At 42.8% G+C, this 17751-nt stretch carries 18 protein-coding genes; 7 read left to right on the forward strand and 11 right to left on the reverse strand.

Annotation, left to right across the window (positions count from 1 at the left end; translation table 11 throughout):
• The first annotated feature begins 27 nt into the window (after positions 1–27).
• Positions 28–1044 carry a hypothetical protein gene (locus tag PQ469_RS30800; protein ID WP_337993748.1) on the forward strand — a complete coding sequence of 339 codons (1017 nt, stop codon included), beginning with the start codon at positions 28–30 and terminating at the stop codon, positions 1042–1044.
• Here the strand turns inward: PQ469_RS30800 and PQ469_RS30805 are convergent.
• From PQ469_RS30805 to PQ469_RS30820, 4 genes are all read right to left on the reverse strand, one after another.
• Complete coding sequence (locus tag PQ469_RS30805) at positions 1013–1642, reverse strand: rhomboid family intramembrane serine protease (RefSeq protein WP_274211069.1); 630 nt, start codon at positions 1640–1642, stop codon at positions 1013–1015. The two genes, PQ469_RS30800 and PQ469_RS30805, sit on opposite strands and share 32 nt — an antisense overlap.
• Positions 1643–3388: a M14 family zinc carboxypeptidase gene (locus PQ469_RS30810; RefSeq protein ID WP_274211070.1), complete on the reverse strand. Its 1746-nt coding sequence runs from the start codon at positions 3386–3388 to the stop codon at positions 1643–1645.
• A 124-nt stretch (positions 3389–3512) separates the two neighbouring features.
• Positions 3513–3869 (reverse strand): MmcQ/YjbR family DNA-binding protein, encoded by a 357-nt coding sequence (locus PQ469_RS30815; RefSeq protein ID WP_274211071.1) that lies wholly within the window; start codon positions 3867–3869, stop codon positions 3513–3515.
• A gap of 1 nt (position 3870) precedes the next feature.
• A complete protein-coding gene (locus PQ469_RS30820; protein WP_274211072.1) occupies positions 3871–4614 on the reverse strand; it encodes a hypothetical protein in 744 nt (247 codons plus the stop codon).
• Positions 4615–4690: 76 nt separating this feature from the next.
• Between PQ469_RS30820 and pepT the strand changes: the two genes are divergently transcribed.
• The 3 genes from pepT to PQ469_RS30835 all read left to right on the forward strand — a co-directional run bounded on the left by pepT (position 4691) and on the right by PQ469_RS30835 (position 7209).
• Positions 4691–5941, forward strand: coding sequence for a peptidase T (gene pepT, locus PQ469_RS30825; RefSeq protein ID WP_274211073.1), 1251 nt, complete (start codon positions 4691–4693; stop codon positions 5939–5941).
• Positions 5942–6032: 91 nt separating this feature from the next.
• Positions 6033–6527: a GNAT family N-acetyltransferase gene (locus PQ469_RS30830; protein ID WP_274211074.1), complete on the forward strand. Its 495-nt coding sequence runs from the start codon at positions 6033–6035 to the stop codon at positions 6525–6527.
• 127 nt (positions 6528–6654) lie between these two features.
• Positions 6655–7209: a DinB family protein gene (locus tag PQ469_RS30835; RefSeq protein WP_274211075.1), complete on the forward strand. Its 555-nt coding sequence runs from the start codon at positions 6655–6657 to the stop codon at positions 7207–7209.
• Positions 7210–7354: 145 nt separating this feature from the next.
• Here the strand turns inward: PQ469_RS30835 and PQ469_RS30840 are convergent, their stop codons facing one another.
• Together PQ469_RS30840 and pdhA are read right to left on the reverse strand one after the other, a co-directional pair.
• Entirely contained in the window at positions 7355–9010 is a 1656-nt protein-coding gene (locus PQ469_RS30840; RefSeq protein ID WP_274211076.1) for a dihydrolipoyl dehydrogenase family protein, read from the reverse strand.
• 112 nt (positions 9011–9122) lie between these two features.
• Entirely contained in the window at positions 9123–10118 is a 996-nt protein-coding gene (gene pdhA / locus PQ469_RS30845) for a pyruvate dehydrogenase (acetyl-transferring) E1 component subunit alpha (RefSeq protein ID WP_090652067.1), read from the reverse strand.
• Positions 10119–10623: 505 nt separating this feature from the next.
• Here pdhA and PQ469_RS30850 point away from each other — a divergent pair.
• Positions 10624–11214, forward strand: coding sequence for a C40 family peptidase (locus tag PQ469_RS30850; protein WP_090652069.1), 591 nt, complete (start codon positions 10624–10626; stop codon positions 11212–11214).
• A 40-nt stretch (positions 11215–11254) separates the two neighbouring features.
• Positions 11255–12418 carry a CapA family protein gene (locus PQ469_RS30855; protein WP_274211077.1) on the forward strand — a complete coding sequence of 388 codons (1164 nt, stop codon included), beginning with the start codon at positions 11255–11257 and terminating at the stop codon, positions 12416–12418.
• A gap of 37 nt (positions 12419–12455) precedes the next feature.
• On the opposite strand, the gene PQ469_RS30860 is transcribed toward PQ469_RS30855, so the two are convergent.
• The 4 genes from PQ469_RS30860 to creD all read right to left on the reverse strand — a co-directional run bounded on the left by PQ469_RS30860 (position 12456) and on the right by creD (position 16583).
• A complete protein-coding gene (locus PQ469_RS30860) occupies positions 12456–12965 on the reverse strand; it encodes a phosphoribosyltransferase family protein (RefSeq protein WP_090652071.1) in 510 nt (169 codons plus the stop codon).
• A 107-nt stretch (positions 12966–13072) separates the two neighbouring features.
• The gene (locus PQ469_RS30865; RefSeq protein ID WP_274211078.1) at positions 13073–13471 is read right to left on the reverse strand and encodes a hypothetical protein; all 399 of its coding nucleotides are present in this window, start codon (positions 13469–13471) and stop codon (positions 13073–13075) included.
• A gap of 69 nt (positions 13472–13540) precedes the next feature.
• Positions 13541–14950 carry a 23S rRNA (uracil(1939)-C(5))-methyltransferase RlmD gene (gene rlmD / locus PQ469_RS30870; protein ID WP_274211079.1) on the reverse strand — a complete coding sequence of 470 codons (1410 nt, stop codon included), beginning with the start codon at positions 14948–14950 and terminating at the stop codon, positions 13541–13543.
• A 283-nt stretch (positions 14951–15233) separates the two neighbouring features.
• Entirely contained in the window at positions 15234–16583 is a 1350-nt protein-coding gene (creD, locus tag PQ469_RS30875) for a cell envelope integrity protein CreD (RefSeq protein ID WP_274211080.1), read from the reverse strand.
• 193 nt (positions 16584–16776) lie between these two features.
• Here creD and PQ469_RS30880 point away from each other — a divergent pair, with 193 nt between their 5' ends.
• A complete protein-coding gene (locus PQ469_RS30880) occupies positions 16777–17163 on the forward strand; it encodes a hypothetical protein (protein ID WP_274211081.1) in 387 nt (128 codons plus the stop codon).
• 6 nt (positions 17164–17169) lie between these two features.
• On the opposite strand, the gene PQ469_RS30885 is transcribed toward PQ469_RS30880, so the two are convergent.
• Positions 17170–17751 (reverse strand): TetR/AcrR family transcriptional regulator, encoded by a 582-nt coding sequence (locus PQ469_RS30885; protein WP_090652075.1) that lies wholly within the window; start codon positions 17749–17751, stop codon positions 17170–17172.

Here is a 17751-nt window from a genome sequence, read left to right on the forward strand (position 1 = left end):
GTTAAAAACCAAAGCTAAAAGTTTAGAATGAATTTCGTGCTTATCTTTGCGGCCATGCCGGCACAAATTTATTCACCGTTTCAGCGTTTTAATTTCAGCAACAGCAAATGTTTCCTTACGGGCGAGACTTTAAATTCTGAAGAAGAAAAGATACAGGTTTTTCCGCAATGGCTCATGAGCCGTTATAACCTGGAAGACCAACCCTTTAAATTGCTCGACGAAAGTATGGCCACGTATAAGGACCTGAAACTACCTTGTAGCGCAGCCGTAAACGAACAATATCTGGAACCGCTGGAGGCCGAAATAGCCGCCGCGTTTGAAACGGGCTATGAAGCTGTAAAAGAACTTGATGAGTTGAAGCTATTTCAATGGGCCGGCAAATTATTATACGGTATAATTTTTAACGAAATACAGGCCGGTATCCGCCAGCAGCATGCGCAGGGGGAGGAGTTTAATATTTCGCAGGCCATTATTCACCGGTTTAGCAACCTGCACCTGATGCTGCAAACCCTTAACCTGCCTATCGAGTTGGATGGCTTTAAACCTTACAGCATCGCTTTGTTTAAGGTTGACAATGCCGACAGCGTTTTTGGCTATCGCGATGAGATCAATACGCTTACATTCTCGCTACGGATAAATGATTTTGGCCTGGTAATATGCCTGCAGGATAATGGCTCAAATGGCCGCTATCACCAGGAAAGGCTGGATAAAATTGCCGATCAGCCCTTACACCCCATTCAGTTTGAGGAGGTAAACGCGCGTTTCTTTTACTCGGCCTACCTGTTTAACCGCCTGCCAGAGTATGAGGTAATGCCCGTTGGCGATACCATTTACATAGAAGCCGCCCCCTTACGCGGCACCAGCAGCAAACCCTTGTTTGATGATTGGATGAACAAAACCTACGGCCAGGTGCTGGAAAACTTCTGGAAAAACTGGGGCTTTTTATTGTTAGAGATCATCAAAAACCCCAATGCCCCCATGAGCTTTTTGTTTGATGCCAATGGCGATTTTGTTAATGCCCAATTGATTGAATTGCCGCGCTGATTTGTTGAATAAACGACGGAAGAACAGGCGGGTTTAGCAAAATTGTAATCAGCAAACCACTTAATGCACCATAAAGGTGTGCATCATGATTGATATTATCCCTACTGTATTTGGACGCATAGCTGCAATAAACCAGGTATAAAATGCCAAATATATATGCGGGGATTTGAACCGGTAATAATATTATTCCCATCCTGGCTGTGGGGTAGTACAGTATTGCTCCAAATACTACAGCGCTGATTGCGCCGGATGCCCCAAGACTATAGTAGCTATAATTTTCCCGGTGTTTTAGTACCGATGGCATATCGCTTAAAATAAGGCTTACCATATATAGGAGCGCAAATTGCCAATGTCCTATTTGTGCTTCAAGTGCGAAAGCAAAATAATAAAACGATATCATATTAAATGCCAGGTGCATTATATCCTTATGGATAAAACCACTGGTAATAATGGTATAAACATAATGTCCGCGCGATACATTATACGGATGCAACATCAGTTTACCATACAGGCTTTGATTGTAAAACGCCATTACGGAAACAATAAGCGTTATTGCAAATATTAAAGATGCTACAGGTGTTGCGATAAGGTATTCCATTTATTTAAGGTCGAGTTTAGTATCGTTTAAAATGCGGCCTACCGGGTAGCGCATGTATGTTTTTTCAAAGTAAGGCGAATTTTTATATACAAAAAACAGCTGCGCCTGCGCGCTGTTGGCCAGTTGCGGGTCTTTTGTTTTGGCATCATCCAGCTTTTGTTTCAGGGCGGGATCTTTCTTTAGCAGGTCGGCGGCTTTATCTTCAAAAACATAGTCCGAAAAGTATTCCTTTTCGCCCAACATCGAATCAAAAAAGTTCCAGGCAAAAAATGAATCAACACCCTGTGGTTCCAATGTTTCTACAATATACCGGTTAATGGCCTGGTTGGTATATACAACGTAATCGCCTGCATAAAATTTCACGGCCATATCAACGGGGTTTAATTGCACACTGCTATGCAGGTAATGGCCTTCAAACGGGCGTGTTGGTGTTTTAATATCGCCAAAGTAATACATCTGCAAGTTTAACGTGGTATCATGTGCCAGTTGCTGCATTTTTACACCATTCAGCTTAAAAAGGTCTATCACTTTACCCCATGCCTGTGGTATTATGTAAGCCAGGGGCTTATCAGCTGTCGCGGTTGTTTTATAGGTATTGTAAAATTTAATAACTTTGGTGTAAGGCTTACTCCTGTCATAATACAAGCGTTTTAGCCCGCTTACATCGCTGGTTTTGTAGCCGGCTCCGTACCCTTTAAAGGTGATGGTATCCACAGTTTTCATATCCACCTCCCATTTTAAGGGGAATGTTTTTTGGCTGATAACGGCCGCATCGGCTTTTTTCTTCAGGTCGCCAATCAGTTTAGCATCACGCTGATTTATGTCAATCAAATGCTGCATAAAATCATACGTTGCATAAACCCGTTTGTCAAAGGCTTTTAACATATGGGTTTCGGTAATATAGCTGATGATGTTATGCTGGGCAGTAAAGCCGGTTGCAAACCGGGGCGTTTCCAAAAAGCTCACGATACCCGAGTCTGGCAGGCCTTCTTCACCTGCGCCATAAGGAATCATCTCATAGCCGCTTTTTTTCATGTGGCTATAAAGGTAGGGTGTTAATGTTTTCGAGGTATAATCGGCCAGTATCGGGTTTTGCTTGTCTTTCTGGGTTTCTATCAGTGTCATCACATACTGATAGTCGGCCCCATCGCTGGTGTGGTTATCTAAAAACACTTCCGGTTTCCAGGCGATTAATATCTGTGTAAAAGCAAGCGCGTTGCGGCTATCAGCTTTAATAAAGTCACGGTTTAAATCAAGGTTGCGGTAGTTGCCACGGAAGCCATAGGCTACCGGTCCGTTTTGGCTTACACGACTTTGGCCGCGGTTAAGGTTGCCATCGATGTTATAAAGCGCAATTAAACAAATCACAACATCCATTGGCAACTGGTTCTTTTTAAGCAGATCGCGCACCAACATCATGCTGGCATCAATTCCTTCCGGCTCGCCGGGGTGAATACCGTTGTTGATAAGCAATACGCGTTTATCCTGTTTTTTTATCAGCGCGGGATCGAAAACACCATTTTTTGATAGCACAATCAATGTTAACGGTTTACCCACATCGGTTGTACCGTAATTAATCATTTTCATTTGCTGCGGATACAGTTTATTTACCTTTTGATAGTAACTAATTACCTCGGCATAGGTAGCCGTATAGTTTTTATCCTTGCTGAGCTCAAACGGCGTTAACTGGGCATTAGCACTGATACAAACAAAAAAAAGAAGTATAGCCGATAAAAATGATCTCATGAAATTACTTTTGGCCAAAGATAGAATCAAGCGTGAAGATTCAAGGTTTAAGATGTGGAATAATTCCGTTACAAATGGGGAAGAAAAGAATCGAGATTCAAAGACAGCTGCAAAACATTCGCTGCTATGTTAAATCCGAGAGCTCTGCCTGCAGTTTTTTTGATAAACTTTTTACCACCTGCTCATAAGAGTGGTCAATCATTTCGCAAAGCTGCCTGCGGGTTAAAGAGCCATCCATATAAACCGTGTTCCATAATTTTTTATTCATATGATAGCCGGGGATTACCTCCGGATAACGCTCGCGCAGTTCAATGGCAAGTTCGGGGTCGCATTTCACGTTAAAGCGGTTGCCTTCTGTAAGGCCAATCAACAGGAATATCTTTTCGGCAACTTTAAACACAAGGGTTTCCTCGCCAAAGGGCAGGCCTTCGGTGGTACCTGGCTTTTGCAGGCAATAATCGCGCAATTCCTCTACGTTCAATTTACTGGAATTTTCTAACAAGTTTGGTGTAAGAAGTAGTATTACCAAAGTTATATTTAAAACCAATGGTTACAAAAGTGTACTGATCCGTGGCGTTATTTTTGTATTTCGCCGTTGGGTCATTATAGCCATCAAGTCCTTCTCCGGGAGCAAAATAATGTTGAATCCCTAAATCAATGCCGTACCGCGGCTGATCATAATCATCATAAATTTTAAATTCGTAACCAAACCTGATCGGAATAATAATATTCACGCTGTTATCAGCGCCCCTAAAACCTTCAGTATCGCCTATGGCCGCGTTTAGCGGATATTGGTTATAACGTTGAATCCTGGTCATGTTGTTATGAATAACACCCAAACCGGTCCCTAAATAGAAGCCCTTAATACGGTCTAAAATCCAGCTACCATCATAATCCATTATCTCGCCTGCCTGCACGTCGCCATGGATATTAAAAGAAAGGTATGAATTCGTAAAATACCGGCCAGAGGCATCTACAGCGGGAGTTGTACCTCCGCCAGAGAAAGTGCCTTTTTGCAATTCGGCCGTAATGGGAAAATAGGGGCTAAAATTGTAAACAAAATTTAAACTAAATGCCGGGTGGTAGTCCTGCTTTTTTAAATCTGCTTCGGCTTTGCCGTAGCTTGCGCTAAAACCTGCACCAAACTCGTAATAGTTAAACCCACTTTGCGCTTTAACTGTTGCAACCGTGAAGCCTAAAACAAAAAACAGAATATATTTTTTCAATGTTAATTTTTATCAATATTTACAAAAGCACATGCCGTTTTTTACAAACGGCTTTAAAATTTTACTAATATAGCTTATGAGTTTTAATTCCCCGCTAAGTTTTACAGTGACTGACCGCTTTTTACGGTACGTTGCCATTGATACGCAATCAGACCCCACTTCGGTTACGTTTCCATCAACAGAAAAGCAAAAAAACTTAAGCCGACTATTGGTTGATGAGCTGCTGACTATGGGTGTTCTGGATGCCCACCTCGACGAATTTGGTTATGTATACGCCACTATTCCATCAAATACCAGTAAACGGGTGCCTGTAATTTGCTTTTGCTCGCACGTGGATACAGCGCCCGATTGCAGCGGCGCCAATGTAAAACCCATTGTACATAAAAACTACAAGGGCCAGGATATTATACTTCCTGACGATAACACACAAGTTATTAAACTGGCAGAGCATCCCGATCTTAAAAATCAATTTGGACATGATGTAATAACGGCCAGCGGCACAACCCTGTTGGGCGCTGATAACAAGGCCGGTGTTGCCGAAATTATGGATGCCTGTTATCAGCTAATCAATCATCCCGAAATAAAGCACGGCGATATCAGGATACTATTTACCCCCGACGAAGAAGTTGGACATGGGGTAGAACATGTTGACATTGCCAAACTTGGCGCTTATGCCGCCTATACCATTGATGGCGAAAGTGCCGGCAATATGGAAAATGAAACCTTTAGCGCCGATGGCGCCCGGCTGATCATACAAGGTGTAAGCGCCCACCCCGGCTTTGCGAAGGGTAAAATGGAAAGCGCTATAAAGATAGCCGGCGAAATTATAGCGGCTTTGCCGGATGAACTATCGCCCGAGCATACGGAAGCCATGCAGGGCTTTGTGCACCCCGTAAGCATAGAAGGCCATGTAGAAACAGCCGGCATTGATTTCATTATCCGCGATTTTGACGAGGATAATTTGAAAAGCCATGCGGAGGTAATTCGAAAAACGGCCGATAAAGTTTTAAAGCGATACCCAAATTCTGCCTATACCTTAACCATCAGCCAGCAGTACCGTAATATGAAAAATGTGCTGGAGCAGCATCCCGAAATTGTTGCCAACGCCATGGAAGCCATAAACCGTACGGGCTTAACCGCCAAATTATGCAGTATACGGGGCGGCACCGATGGTTCCAGGCTATCGTTCATGGGCCTGCCCTGCCCCAATATTTTTGCCGGCGAACACGCGTTTCACAGCAAGCAGGAGTGGGTATCTGTACAGGATATGCAAAAGGCGGTAGAAACCATTTTGCACCTTTGTATGATATGGGAAGAAAAAGCGTGAACCGGAGACGGAGGCCGGTGGCCTGAGGACAGACCGCAGAAAACCGACTACAGAAAACCGTCCACAGACAACAGAAAACCGACTACAGATTATGTATATTATAAGAAAGGCAACAGTTAACGATATTGATACCATACTGCAAATAGCTGATACCACCTGGTGGGCAACCTACTCGGCTATATTGGAGCGAGAGCAAATTGAATTTATGCTGGCCGAGATTTATTCGGCAGAAAAAATAGAAAAGCAGGTAAGCGATAACCTGCAAACCTACTTGCTACTGGAAGAAGAGGGCACACCTGTAGCTTTTGCTGCATACTCGCCGCGCGATGAAAACCCCGACATCTACAAGCTGCATAAATTATACTGCCTGCCCCAAACGCAAGGTAAAGGCTACGGCAAAATATTGATAAACGAAGTAGCGGAAAAGACCGGGGAGGCAGGAAAAAAAGTTCTCGAACTTAACGTAAACCGGTATAACCAGGCCAAATCATTTTATGAAAAAATGGGCTTTGTAATTGCTTATGAAGAAGACATCGCCATAGGCCCTTACTGGATGAACGATTATGTGATGCGAAAAGAATTGTAAGGAACGACTCTGTTTCTGCCGACAGTAAGGAGTAAAACATGTCGCAAATCGCCCTTTAAATGTCCATATTACCCCGGCCAAATAACATTATGCCTGCCGATATTTGATTATCAATCAACAAAGTATTATGGAGAAGCAGACAATAAACGCACCCGGCAACAATTTACCAGAGCCTTTAACTATTTCGCTTGATTCGACTATTAATGAATTGCTGCAGGTTATAGCATCAATTAAACCCGCCGATTTCAATCGTTTACCACAACCAGGATCATGGACACCGGCGCAGCACCTGGAGCATCTGCGACTTTCATTGCAGGGCGCAGTTTCAACTTTAAACGGCCCGGTAAAAGTTACGCCACGCAGCCCCGATCAATATGTTGATGTAATAAAAGGCATATTTTTAGATTTTGATGCCAAATACCCTGCAGCCCCTACATTAATACCCGATGATAAGGATTATGATAAAACCCTGCTGAACGATGAACTTTCGTCCGTTTCTGAGAAGCTTAAAGAAATTGTACTAAACCAGGACCTGACAGGGACTTGCCTTGCACCCGAATTTACCGGAATAGGCTTACTTACCCGGTTGGAATGGGCAGCCGTTGCTATTTACCATGCTTACAGGCATGTGCATAAGCTGAATGCCCTTGTACAAGACTTTACGACGTTAGCTGGAAGCTGACACCATAGTTGCAACGGGCTGTAAGCCCGCGGCAGCTATAGCCCGCAACAGCGTTATTTTTAAATATAAAAGAGCGACGAGGTATCCCCATCGCTCTTTTATATTTAAAAATCCGAAATCGAAATTCCGAAATCCGAAATCGAAATTATATCAACAATCTAACCGGTTCTTCCAGTAACGATTTTAGCGTTTGCAGGAAGGCTGCGGCAGTAGCGCCGTCAACCACGCGGTGATCTGCGCTCAGGGTAACTTTCATGATATTACCTGGCACCACAGCGCCGTTTTTAACAACCGGAACAGCCTGGATGCCGCTTACTGCAAGTATGCACGCGTTTGGTGTGTTAATAATAGCGGTAAATTCATCAACACCAAACATACCAAGGTTTGATATGGTGAAGGTTGAGCCTTCCATTTCGGCAGGTTGTAATTTTTTAGATTTTGCTTTACCGGCAAACTCTTTTACCTCAACCGAGATATGGCTTAACGATTTACCATCGGCAAATTTAATTACCGGTACCAGCAGGCCTTCATCAACAGCAACGGCAACACCAATATGAATATGCTCGTTAGTGCGTATTTTATCGCCCAGGAATGATGAATTAATAGCAGGGTGTTGTTTTAAGGCAACCGCGCAGGCTTTTAACACAAAATCATTAAACGATATTTTAACCGGGGCCACATCATTAATGCGGGTACGGGCTGCAATAGCCTGATCCATATCAATGCTCATGGTTACGTAGAAATGCGGAGCGGTAAATAAGCTTTCGCTTAAGCGACGGCTAATAGCCTTACGCATTTGCGTAACTGCCCTTTCGGTAAATTTCTCTTCGCCGGTATAGGTTGGCAATACAACAGGCGCTTTCGCAGGAGCGGCAGGTGCCGATGCAGGAGCAGCAGCTGGTGTTGGCTCAGCAGCCGGTTTGGCAGCTGGTGTATATTCTTCAACATCTTTTTTAATAATGCGGCCGCCTTCGGCACTGCCTTTTACATCATTAAGGTTGATGCCTTTATCTTTTGCTATTTTACGTGCAAGCGGCGATGCTTTAACGCGGCTGTCATCAGCAGCTGATGAAGCGGCAGGAGCTGCATCAGCACTTTCGGTTTTTGCTTCCGGAGCGGCTTGTTCAGCAGCAGGCGCGGCAGATTCCGAACCAGCGTCTTGTAACAAAGGCGTAATATCGGTTCCCTCTTTACCCACAATGGCAATAATGCCGTTAACTGGTACCGATTCGCCTTCTTTTACACCAATGTACAATAAAGTGCCGGCTTCGTAACCAACAACTTCCATAGTAGCCTTATCAGTTGCCACATCGGCCAATGAATCATCGGCCTTTACCTTATCACCTACTTTAAAGTTCCATTTTTCAATGGTACCCTCGGTCATGGTATCGCTTAAAAGCGGCATGCGTATAACCGTAGCCGGTATGCTTGATAAATCAACCTTTGGTGCAGCTGTAGCTACAGGTTTTTTATCAGCAACAGGTGCTGGTTCAGCCGCTTTTTCTTCTTTCTTCGCGGCAGGCTCGCTACCACTATCTGCCAGCGCGGTTTTGTAATCTTCGCCTTCCTTACCAATTACGGCAATAACCGCATCAACCGGAACAGCTGCACCTTCTTCAACACCTATAAATAACAAGGTGCCATCCTGGTACGATTCAAAATCCATGGTAGCTTTATCAGTTTCAACCTCGGCCAATACATCGCCTGATTTTACTTTATCGCCAACTTTTTTATGCCATTTAGCCAATACCCCTTCGGTCATGGTATCGCTCATTTTAGGCATCTTAACTACTTCGGCCATATACTTTTTATATGTGTTATAATTTTAGTAATAACTTTTTAGGTCCTAAGTCTGGAGTCTTAAGTTCTAAGTCAAAAAACTTAAGACTTAGAGCTTAAGACTTTCGACTTAATTAATCTCTAATGTATGGATAATCTTCCTGAACGTATACGTCGGTATATAGTTCAGAAGCCTCTGGCCATGGCGATTCTTCGGCAAATTGAACCGCTTCATCAACAATAGCTTTAATTTTTGCGTCAATTTCCTCAAACCATTTATCGTCGGCATACTGCTTTTCAACAATCGTTTGTTTAGTCATTTCAATCGGATCTTTTGCCTTGTAGCTTTCCAATTCTTCTTTGGTACGATATTTCTGCGGATCTGACATGGAGTGACCTTTAAAGCGGTAAGTACGCATCTCTAAAAAGGTTGGGCCTTCACCTGCACGGGCACGCGAAATAGCTTCGTCCATAGCAACGTGTACTGCGGCAGGGTCCATACCATCAACAGCCGATGAAGGGATACCATAAGGTAAGCCTAATTTATAAATATCAGTTTGGATAGTTGTACGCTCAACAGAAGTACCCATGGCGTAACCGTTATTTTCGCAAATAAAAATTACAGGTAACTTCCAAAGCGCGGCCATATTAAAGGTTTCGGTAAGTGCGCCCTGGCGTACAGCACCGTCGCCCATGTAGGTGATGTTCACAAACTCGGTACCTTTATATTTTTCGGCAAAAGCAACGCCGGCACCAAGAGGTACCTGGCCGCCTACTATACCGTGACCGCCGTAAAAGTGCTTGCTTTTATCAAACATGTGCATTGATCCCCCTTTACCTTTTGAGCATCCGGTTGCTTTACCATACATTTCGGCCATGATAGCTTTAGGCTCAACGCCTTTGGCCAAAGCATGGGCGTGATCGCGGTAAGCGGTTATCATGCTGTCTTCCTGTTTCATTACAGACATGGCACCGGCCAATACGGCCTCCTGCCCAATGTACAGGTGACAAAAGCCCCTGATTTTTTGTTGTCCGTATAGTTGTCCTGTCTTTTCTTCGAACTTACGCATCAACAGCATTTGTTCGTACCACATCAGGTAAGTGTCCTTAGTTATTTCGATTGAACTCATGTATTTAAACAGTCAATTTCTTGGAGTAAAGCGCAAATCTAATTATATCCTTTAAATTACCGAAACCGGAGCCAAATGTTATGCAGTTTTATTTTTTATTTCTCACTCTGTGCGTTTGGTAGGCAATTCCAGCAGCATTTTGTTTGATTTGCCAAACTTTATAAGGCCGATTTTAATTTTCGCCAAAGGATTTCTGCTAACTTTCTGTTTTTGAACTGTTAAAAAACAGCAATTGTCCTGTTTTTTAGATTCTTTTTTTGCTCAGTTTTGAAATAAATTATGATTCATGGTCAAAAAGGGTAACCATAAATATTCATCCTTCGTAATAGGATTAGCTTTATATTAATAACATTTTTAGTAAGGCCCTTATATTTATATTTTTTGAAAAAAAAGCACGTTTTATTTGCAAATTTAAAAAATATGGATAGTTTTGTATTCAACGATAGACAAAGTGTCTGATTTAATAAACAATTTGTTGGCCCTAACAACAATTTTAACGGATTAAATGAAGAAATTTGCCCTGGCTATTGCCCTAATGTTCACTGTTTTAGCTTCGCAAGCTCAAACAAAAACCACTCCAACTGTAACTGAGGATAAAACCGACGAGCAGGAAGGTTTAGCGAAAACGTACTTATCCCAAATTATGGGTGTTGCCTTATCCGCAACCTCAAACATGAAACTTTTTCACTTTGTTTATGATTGGATTGGTACCCCTTACCATTTTGGCGGAGAATCAAGAAAAGGCATCGATTGCTCGGCATTCACCAAAGAGTTATATAGCGAGGTTTTTAACTTGGATATTAAAAGAAGCTCACGCGATATTTTCAGCATGGTTAACCCTGTTGGTAAAGATGAATTAAAAGAGGGCGATCTTGTTTTCTTTAAAATTCACAGCCGCCGCATTTCCCATGTAGGCATTTACCTGGGCGATGGAAAGTTTGCCCATGCCTCATCAAGAGGCGTAGCTATCAGCAGCCTCGACGATAATTATTACAGTCGTTACTTTTATAAAGGCGGCCGCTTGTTAGCCTCATTTAAAGATCAGCTAACCAACAGCAACGTTGCAACAAATACCGACGACGATAATAGCAACTAAAGAAATTCAACAAAATACTTAATTTAGTCCCATCATAAACATGAAGGGACTTTTTTTTTATACCAAACCTTACCTGCTGCCTGTTGTAACGTGCCTGGTTATACTTTTGCAGGCTTGCCAAACACCGCCGCCAAAACACGTTGTGGTAAAACAACAAAAGGCTGCAGTTCCCAAACGGACACCTCCAAAAACCCAACCCATTGTACCCGATTCGCTTTGCATTGCCGCCATGGGCGATATTATGCTGGGCACTTCCTATCCTAATAATGCTACCCTGCCGCCAGATAGCGCCATAAACAGTTTTAATGCAGTAAAGCCCGATCTGAAAGGTGCAAACGTGATATTCGGTAACCTTGAAGGATCTCTGTTAGATTCCGGCGATCCGGCGCATTACAAATTGCATCAAAAAAGCAAAGCCTTCCTGTTCAGGATGCCTACAAAATATGCTTCAGTTTTAAAGAGTGCCGGATTTAACGTGCTTAGCCTTGCCAATAACCATATCGGCGATTTTGATATTAAAGGTCGCAACAGCACCACACAAACATTGGATAGCCTCGGTATTCATTATGCAGGGCTGCTGATAAAGCCATCAACCGTTTTTGAAGTAAATGGCATCAAATATGGCTTTTGCTCATTTGCACCCAACGCCAACACAGTTCCTATACTTGATTTGAAGGGCGCTGCCAGCATCATCAGCGAATTAAAGCAACGATGTGATGTGGTGATTGTATCTTTTCATGGTGGCGGCGAGGGTGTTGATTATGAGCATGTGCCCCGTAAAATGGAAAGCTATATTAATGAAAAGCGTGGCGATGTATATGCCTTTGCCCATAATGCTATTGATGCCGGCGCCGACCTCATTTTTGGGAACGGCCCGCATGTTAACCGCGCCATGGAGTTGTATAAAAACAGGCTTATCGCTTACAGCCTGGGCAATTTTTGCACTTACCGCAGCGTGAGCGTTGCCGGTGTTTGCGGCTTTGCTCCGCTATTGAAAGTATACGTTAATAAAAAGGGCGAGTTTTTAAAAGGTAATATCATTTCATTCAGGCAGACGCATGACGGCGGCCTTAAACGCGATACCCTAAATAGCGCAGCCACCAGGATCAGGATATTGAGCGACAGCGACTTTGCAGGGGGAGGTCTCCATATTTCAGATCGCGGCGAGGTTGTAGTGCCCCAGGAAGAACTGAGCAGCAACTAATAAACGGGCAGCGAGGCACTAACTTAATTTTGCCTTCCTATCTCAAATAAACCGCGTCCTCTTCACCCTCTTCGTCCATCACAACATCTACATGTTCTTTTATAACAGTTGACAAAGCCATGCCGGCAAAATCAGTAGTTATCGGGAAGCTTTTGTGGTTACGATCTATTAAAACAGCCGTGCGTAGTTTTTTCAAGGGTACATCAAGGAAAACCCCGAAGCCATAAGCAAGGGTTTTGCCGCTGTTTAATACATCATCAACCAGTATCACTACTTTGTTGCTACAGGCATTTACGTCAAAATCGATATTAGCCTGCAGGCTGCTGCTTTGCTTATCCAATTCAATAGATAATAGTTTGCTGCTAAATGGAGCGATGTTATCCAAAATGGCTTTCAGGCGCCCGGCTATGTGGTTGCCACGGGGCAGTATGCCGGCTATCAGTATCTCTTCCTCGTCAAAATTATCTTCCAGTATCTGGTAAGCCATACGGTCCAGCTTTTGCTGTATCTGCTGCCGGTTTAATATCAGGAGTTTCTTTTCGGGCATGGGAAGAAAGCTTTGTAAGTTTTAACGGAGAACCGTTATAATGTTGGTTTTATACGCGGTAAATATACAAGTCCGTTTTAAGGTTTCAAGTTTAAACGCCGCACAATCTATTTTTTATACGGCACATAAACAAAGTTCGCTCCTTCGGGTACTACTACAAACACGCACATATATTCATTGGGATTTTTGTAGCTGCCGATAAAGCGCTCTTTCAATTCCGGTTTAATTACGCCGCGTTCAGTAAATTCTTCAAGGGTTGAAGCGTGAATGCTCCAGTCCGAATTCAAATCGTGCCTGTCCAGTATCAATTCGCCCAATTTTAGCTCGTGTTGATGAGCTATAAAAATTGGATATGATGATAGCCCCTCCACCATAATTTCGATGGCTACCTCATGTATCGAATCTTTAAAAAATTTAAGATCGCGCTCCAAACTCAGCAACGGACTATTTTTGGCCGGCTGTGGCTGGTTTTCATTATCCGGATTTAGCAGATCTTCGGGTTGCATATTTTCTGAATTGCTGTTTTCGTTTCGTTAATTTCAATAATGTTTCGTTGTTCTGCCATGATCCATCAACTATGAACTTTTTAACACCAATAACACCACATTTTCTACGTGCTGGGTATGAGGAAACATATCTACAGGTTGTATCTTTACGGTATCGTACTTTTCTTTTAATACCAGCAAATCGCGGGCCTGGGTAGCGGCATTACAGCTTACATAAACAATTTTAGGTGCCTCAATTTCCATCAAACGGGCAACCACATCGGGGTGCATACCTGCACGCGGCGGGTCGGTGATGATCACGTCAGGTTTGCCATGTTCGGCCACAAAATCAGCCACCAGTACATCCTTCATATCACCCGCATAAAATTTAGTGTTGGTGATATCATTAATTGCTGAGTTTACTTTGGCATCCTCAATGGCAGTGGGCACATATTCTACCCCTACCACTTCTTTTACGCTGCCCGCTATAAAATTGGCTATGGTACCGGCGCCGGTATACAAGTCATAAACCAGCTCGTTACCGCTAAAGCCTGCAAAATCGCGGGTTATCTCGTAAAGGCGTAGGGCCTGGATGCTGTTAGTTTGGTAAAACGATTTTGGGCCGATGCGGAATTTAATGCCGTTCATTTCCTCATGAATGTATTCTGGGCCTTTAAAGGCTATTACATCCTGGTCAAAAATGGTGTCGTTCTTTTTTTGGTTGATGATATATAACAATGACGTTATTTCGGGGAAACCGGCATCAATAAAGTTCATCAGCTTATCAATATCCTCCTGCTCAACATAGGCAAACACTACTATAACCATGATCTCGCCGGTTGACGATGTACGCACAATCAGGTTTCGTAATGCTCCTTCGTGGTTACGCAGGTTATAAAATGAATACCCCTGCTCAATCACAAAATCGCGGATACTATTTCGCAGATCATTTGAGGGTTCGGCCTGCAGGTAGCAGTGCTTTACATCCAAAATTTTATCAAAGCGGCCGGGGATATGAAAGCCAAGGGCGTTCATGTTCAGCGCTTCATCTTCTTTGTTCTCGCCATCATATAACCAGCGTTTATCGCTAAAGGTATATTCCAGCTTGTTGCGGTAGTAACGGTCGGCCGGTGATGGGATGATGTCCATGATGCCATCTACGTCAATTTTGGCTATCCGGCCAAGGGCATCGGCAACAGATTTTTGTTTGAATTTAAGCTGCGCCTCATAGGTCATGTGCTGCCATTTGCAGCCGCCGCAGGTACCAAAGTGCTCACAGAATGGTGTGGTACGGTATTCCGATGCTTGTTTCAGGTTAAAAATTTTGCCTTCGCCAAAATTCTTTTTGCTTTTGTAAACCTGTACATCTACAACATCGCCGGGTATGGCTTTATCAACAAAAAGCACAAAGTCGTCGGTTTTGCCCACGCCTTTTCCTTCTTCGGCAATATCTATTATCCGAACGTCTTCAAAAAACTTCTGTTTTGCAACTTTATTCATCAGGCTGCAAAGGTAACAATCAGAATCAAGAAGTTAGAATCAAGAATAAAAGACGAAAAAAGCCATAGCAGCCTTAGAGGAATAAACCCATTAAATAGCTTACAATATCTGTTAATGGATTAAACTCAATATCGAACTGCTCGTCTACCTGTTTTGAAAAATCTGTTAGTTCACGGCTCATAGTATTTAAATTTACTATGCAAACATAATAAATATTATACCATATACCAAAACGGTATATGGTATATAAATATAAGGTTTAGGTTGTTATGAAATAAGATGTTTAGCTATGGGCCGCATCCGCTTTTATTGTTTCCTGCTTATCCCAGTTAATCTTCCGCGAGAAATACATCAGCACACCTACAATAATGAACAGGGCTATACTCCCTACCATCAACGCCAGGTCTTCCAGTTGGATGATCACGAAAATAAATGTGTAAAATACCGATAGGATAAAAGCAAATAACACCGCCGCCATCCTGTTTTTTAATATGGAGGCTATGAAGGTTGCTATGAGGCCAATGGTTGCAACGGAGGCCACAAGGTAAGCAAAGTTAAAACCAATTTGTTCAGAGAAGGATAGCAATAGCAGGTAGTAAATGATCATGGCAGCGGCTATCAGAACATAATTGAAAATGTGGATGCTTTGCTTGCGGATAACCTCGGTTAAAAACAGGGAGATAAAAGTAAGCAGCACAATTAAAATGGCATACTTGCTGGTGCGCGTTGTTTTTTGATACTGATCAACCGGTAAACGAAGTTTAATTCCAAACGTAGCGTCGGCTTGCTTTTTCTCGTTGTTTAGCAAGCCGTTATCGTCAACCCATTGCTGCGGGAAGGGCCGGTTATAATACAATATTTTCCAGTGCGATTTAAAACCACCGCTATCTACCGTGCGTTCGTCTGGCAAATAACGGCCGTCAAAACTTGGGCTGGCCCAACTGCCGCCGGCTTGTACATCAGTAGTTTTGCCCAGGTGTAAAAAGCTAAGTTCCTGGCTGCCCTTCATATCCAGGTTATAATCAAAGGTAAATTCGCCATCCTTTGTTCCTGATAAATCGATGGCCGCCTGTAGTCCATCGCCCGGTAACAATGTGCTATTAAATACAGGCTCGGCAGTTAAGGTTTGGCCGGCTGCTTTTATCACCGGATTGTTTTTTAAACCTTTTAAATCGGTAATACTAAAAATCAGGCGCGCCTTATCCAATACAAGCTGATCGGCGGTTAAAGAAAGACCGGCAAGGCTGGCCTTTGAAAAGTTTCCGGATACTTTAACCAGCGAGTTGTAAACCGCTACATCAAAAATACCCCTATGCAATATCTGTGTATTAAGGCCTGCCTTAATATTTAAATTATCGGGCAGGATATAAAGGTTTTCCATAGCGTCCTGCCTGGTTACTTTGTTGGCTGTATCTGTTTTCTGGATATGTTTTCTGTAAGGAATCACCAATACCGGCCCCGCTACCAACTGCCCTCCCGACCATTTGTCTGATACATCATTTATCATCTCGTCCTGCCGCTGCGCGCGCTCGCTTATCAGGTTATTAATCAGCGATGAGGGGATGAGCAATACTATAATCAGCACTCCGATAAAAAGTAATTTAACTGTAACCGACTCCTTGAGCCAGTCCATTATTCCGCGCGTTTTTGGTTCTTGTTGTATCATTTTATTTAATGGAAGCACTTTGTATTTCAAAGTAAAAGCGTAAAAAGATAGGCCTTTTCCACGGCCTTTATTTCTGCAAGCAAATTAAATAAAAGAACTTTGTATTTCAAAGTATATTATTAAAATACTTCAATTATTTTTAAGTCCGTATCTTTAAGCGATGACCACCCAGGAACAAATATATAATTGGCTAATAACCGGTCTGCAGCAATCACCGGTAAAATTCTCAGAAGTGTTTTATTATGATAAACGCGACAAGCAATTCTTTTCGATTTTAATGACAGACTACTTTCTTTTTGACGGGAATGGTGAATTAAACAAGGATGCATCATCAACCTATTCGGAAGCCACGTTGGTACTGCTGACCGACAGAATCCGCAGGATTAACATTGATCCACAGATCATAGCAATACCCCGGCTTGGCGATACTGACGAAGATTATTTACAGCAAGCAGATAGTTTTTTAAATTTAAATGCCATCAACGTTGATGAATCAACCATCTGGGATGTTGAAGAAAGCGGATCGATAACGTTCAATTTGAAATAGGCTAACCTACACCGTAATAGCGGCCTTTACCAAATAAGGTAATATCTCTTTTTGAAAAGAAACAAAGTTTTTGCGCACATCCGAATCGCTTACCGAGGTAAACGCAAAACTGAACACGATGCTTTTGCTGCATTTGATCAGGAAGCGTAAACGCTGGTGATAGGTTTCGTGTTTGCGGATGCCGGGCAGTTGAATAAATGATGCCATCAGCATTTCTTCCAGCTCGTTGCTCAGGTTTTTTAAAAAGTCCTGGGAGTTGGTTGATTCGCGGATAAAATCCCAGCCGATAAATTCGTTGCAAACGGTGTATGACAGGCGGCAGGTTTTCATGATAAGGTTATTGAGGTGGGCCTCCTCGTCCATATCAGGGGTATTGCTCTGTACCAGGTCATCAACGCTGGCTTTAATATAGTCCATCAGCAAAATATGCAATACCGCCTCCTTACTATCAAAATACTTGTAGATAGTGGCTTTTGCGATCCTTGCTTTTTTGGCTATTTCGTTAACGCTGGTTTTATGGTAACCGAATTTGCGGAATAAATCTTGCGCTGCCCGCTTTATGCTGTCTTTAATTTTATCGGCTTCCAT

It is taken from the genome of Mucilaginibacter sp. KACC 22773, from assembly GCF_028736215.1.
In the GTDB taxonomy this organism is placed as follows: Bacteria; Bacteroidota; Bacteroidia; order Sphingobacteriales; family Sphingobacteriaceae; genus Mucilaginibacter.

Excerpts from the sequence above, each read along its gene's own strand:
- PQ469_RS30850 (WP_090652069.1), top strand. The coding sequence starts at position 10,624 with ATGAAGAAATTTGCCCTGGCTATTGCCCTAATGTTCACTGTTTTAGCT.
- PQ469_RS30880 (WP_274211081.1), top strand. The coding sequence starts at position 16,777 with ATGACCACCCAGGAACAAATATATAATTGGCTAATAACCGGTCTGCAG.
- PQ469_RS30805 (WP_274211069.1), bottom strand. The coding sequence starts at position 1,642 with ATGGAATACCTTATCGCAACACCTGTAGCATCTTTAATATTTGCAATA.
- creD (WP_274211080.1), bottom strand. The coding sequence starts at position 16,583 with ATGGACTGGCTCAAGGAGTCGGTTACAGTTAAATTACTTTTTATCGGA.
- PQ469_RS30860 (WP_090652071.1), bottom strand. The coding sequence starts at position 12,965 with ATGCCCGAAAAGAAACTCCTGATATTAAACCGGCAGCAGATACAGCAA.
- PQ469_RS30830 (WP_274211074.1), top strand. The coding sequence starts at position 6,033 with ATGTATATTATAAGAAAGGCAACAGTTAACGATATTGATACCATACTG.
- PQ469_RS30835 (WP_274211075.1), top strand. The coding sequence starts at position 6,655 with ATGGAGAAGCAGACAATAAACGCACCCGGCAACAATTTACCAGAGCCT.
- PQ469_RS30885 (WP_090652075.1), bottom strand. The coding sequence starts at position 17,751 with ATGGAAGCCGATAAAATTAAAGACAGCATAAAGCGGGCAGCGCAAGAT.
- PQ469_RS30800 (WP_337993748.1), top strand. The coding sequence starts at position 28 with ATGAATTTCGTGCTTATCTTTGCGGCCATGCCGGCACAAATTTATTCA.
- pdhA (WP_090652067.1), bottom strand. The coding sequence starts at position 10,118 with ATGAGTTCAATCGAAATAACTAAGGACACTTACCTGATGTGGTACGAA.
- PQ469_RS30810 (WP_274211070.1), bottom strand. The coding sequence starts at position 3,388 with ATGAGATCATTTTTATCGGCTATACTTCTTTTTTTTGTTTGTATCAGT.
- rlmD (WP_274211079.1), bottom strand. The coding sequence starts at position 14,950 with ATGAATAAAGTTGCAAAACAGAAGTTTTTTGAAGACGTTCGGATAATA.
- PQ469_RS30865 (WP_274211078.1), bottom strand. The coding sequence starts at position 13,471 with ATGCAACCCGAAGATCTGCTAAATCCGGATAATGAAAACCAGCCACAG.
- PQ469_RS30840 (WP_274211076.1), bottom strand. The coding sequence starts at position 9,010 with ATGGCCGAAGTAGTTAAGATGCCTAAAATGAGCGATACCATGACCGAA.
- pepT (WP_274211073.1), top strand. The coding sequence starts at position 4,691 with ATGAGTTTTAATTCCCCGCTAAGTTTTACAGTGACTGACCGCTTTTTA.
- PQ469_RS30855 (WP_274211077.1), top strand. The coding sequence starts at position 11,255 with ATGAAGGGACTTTTTTTTTATACCAAACCTTACCTGCTGCCTGTTGTA.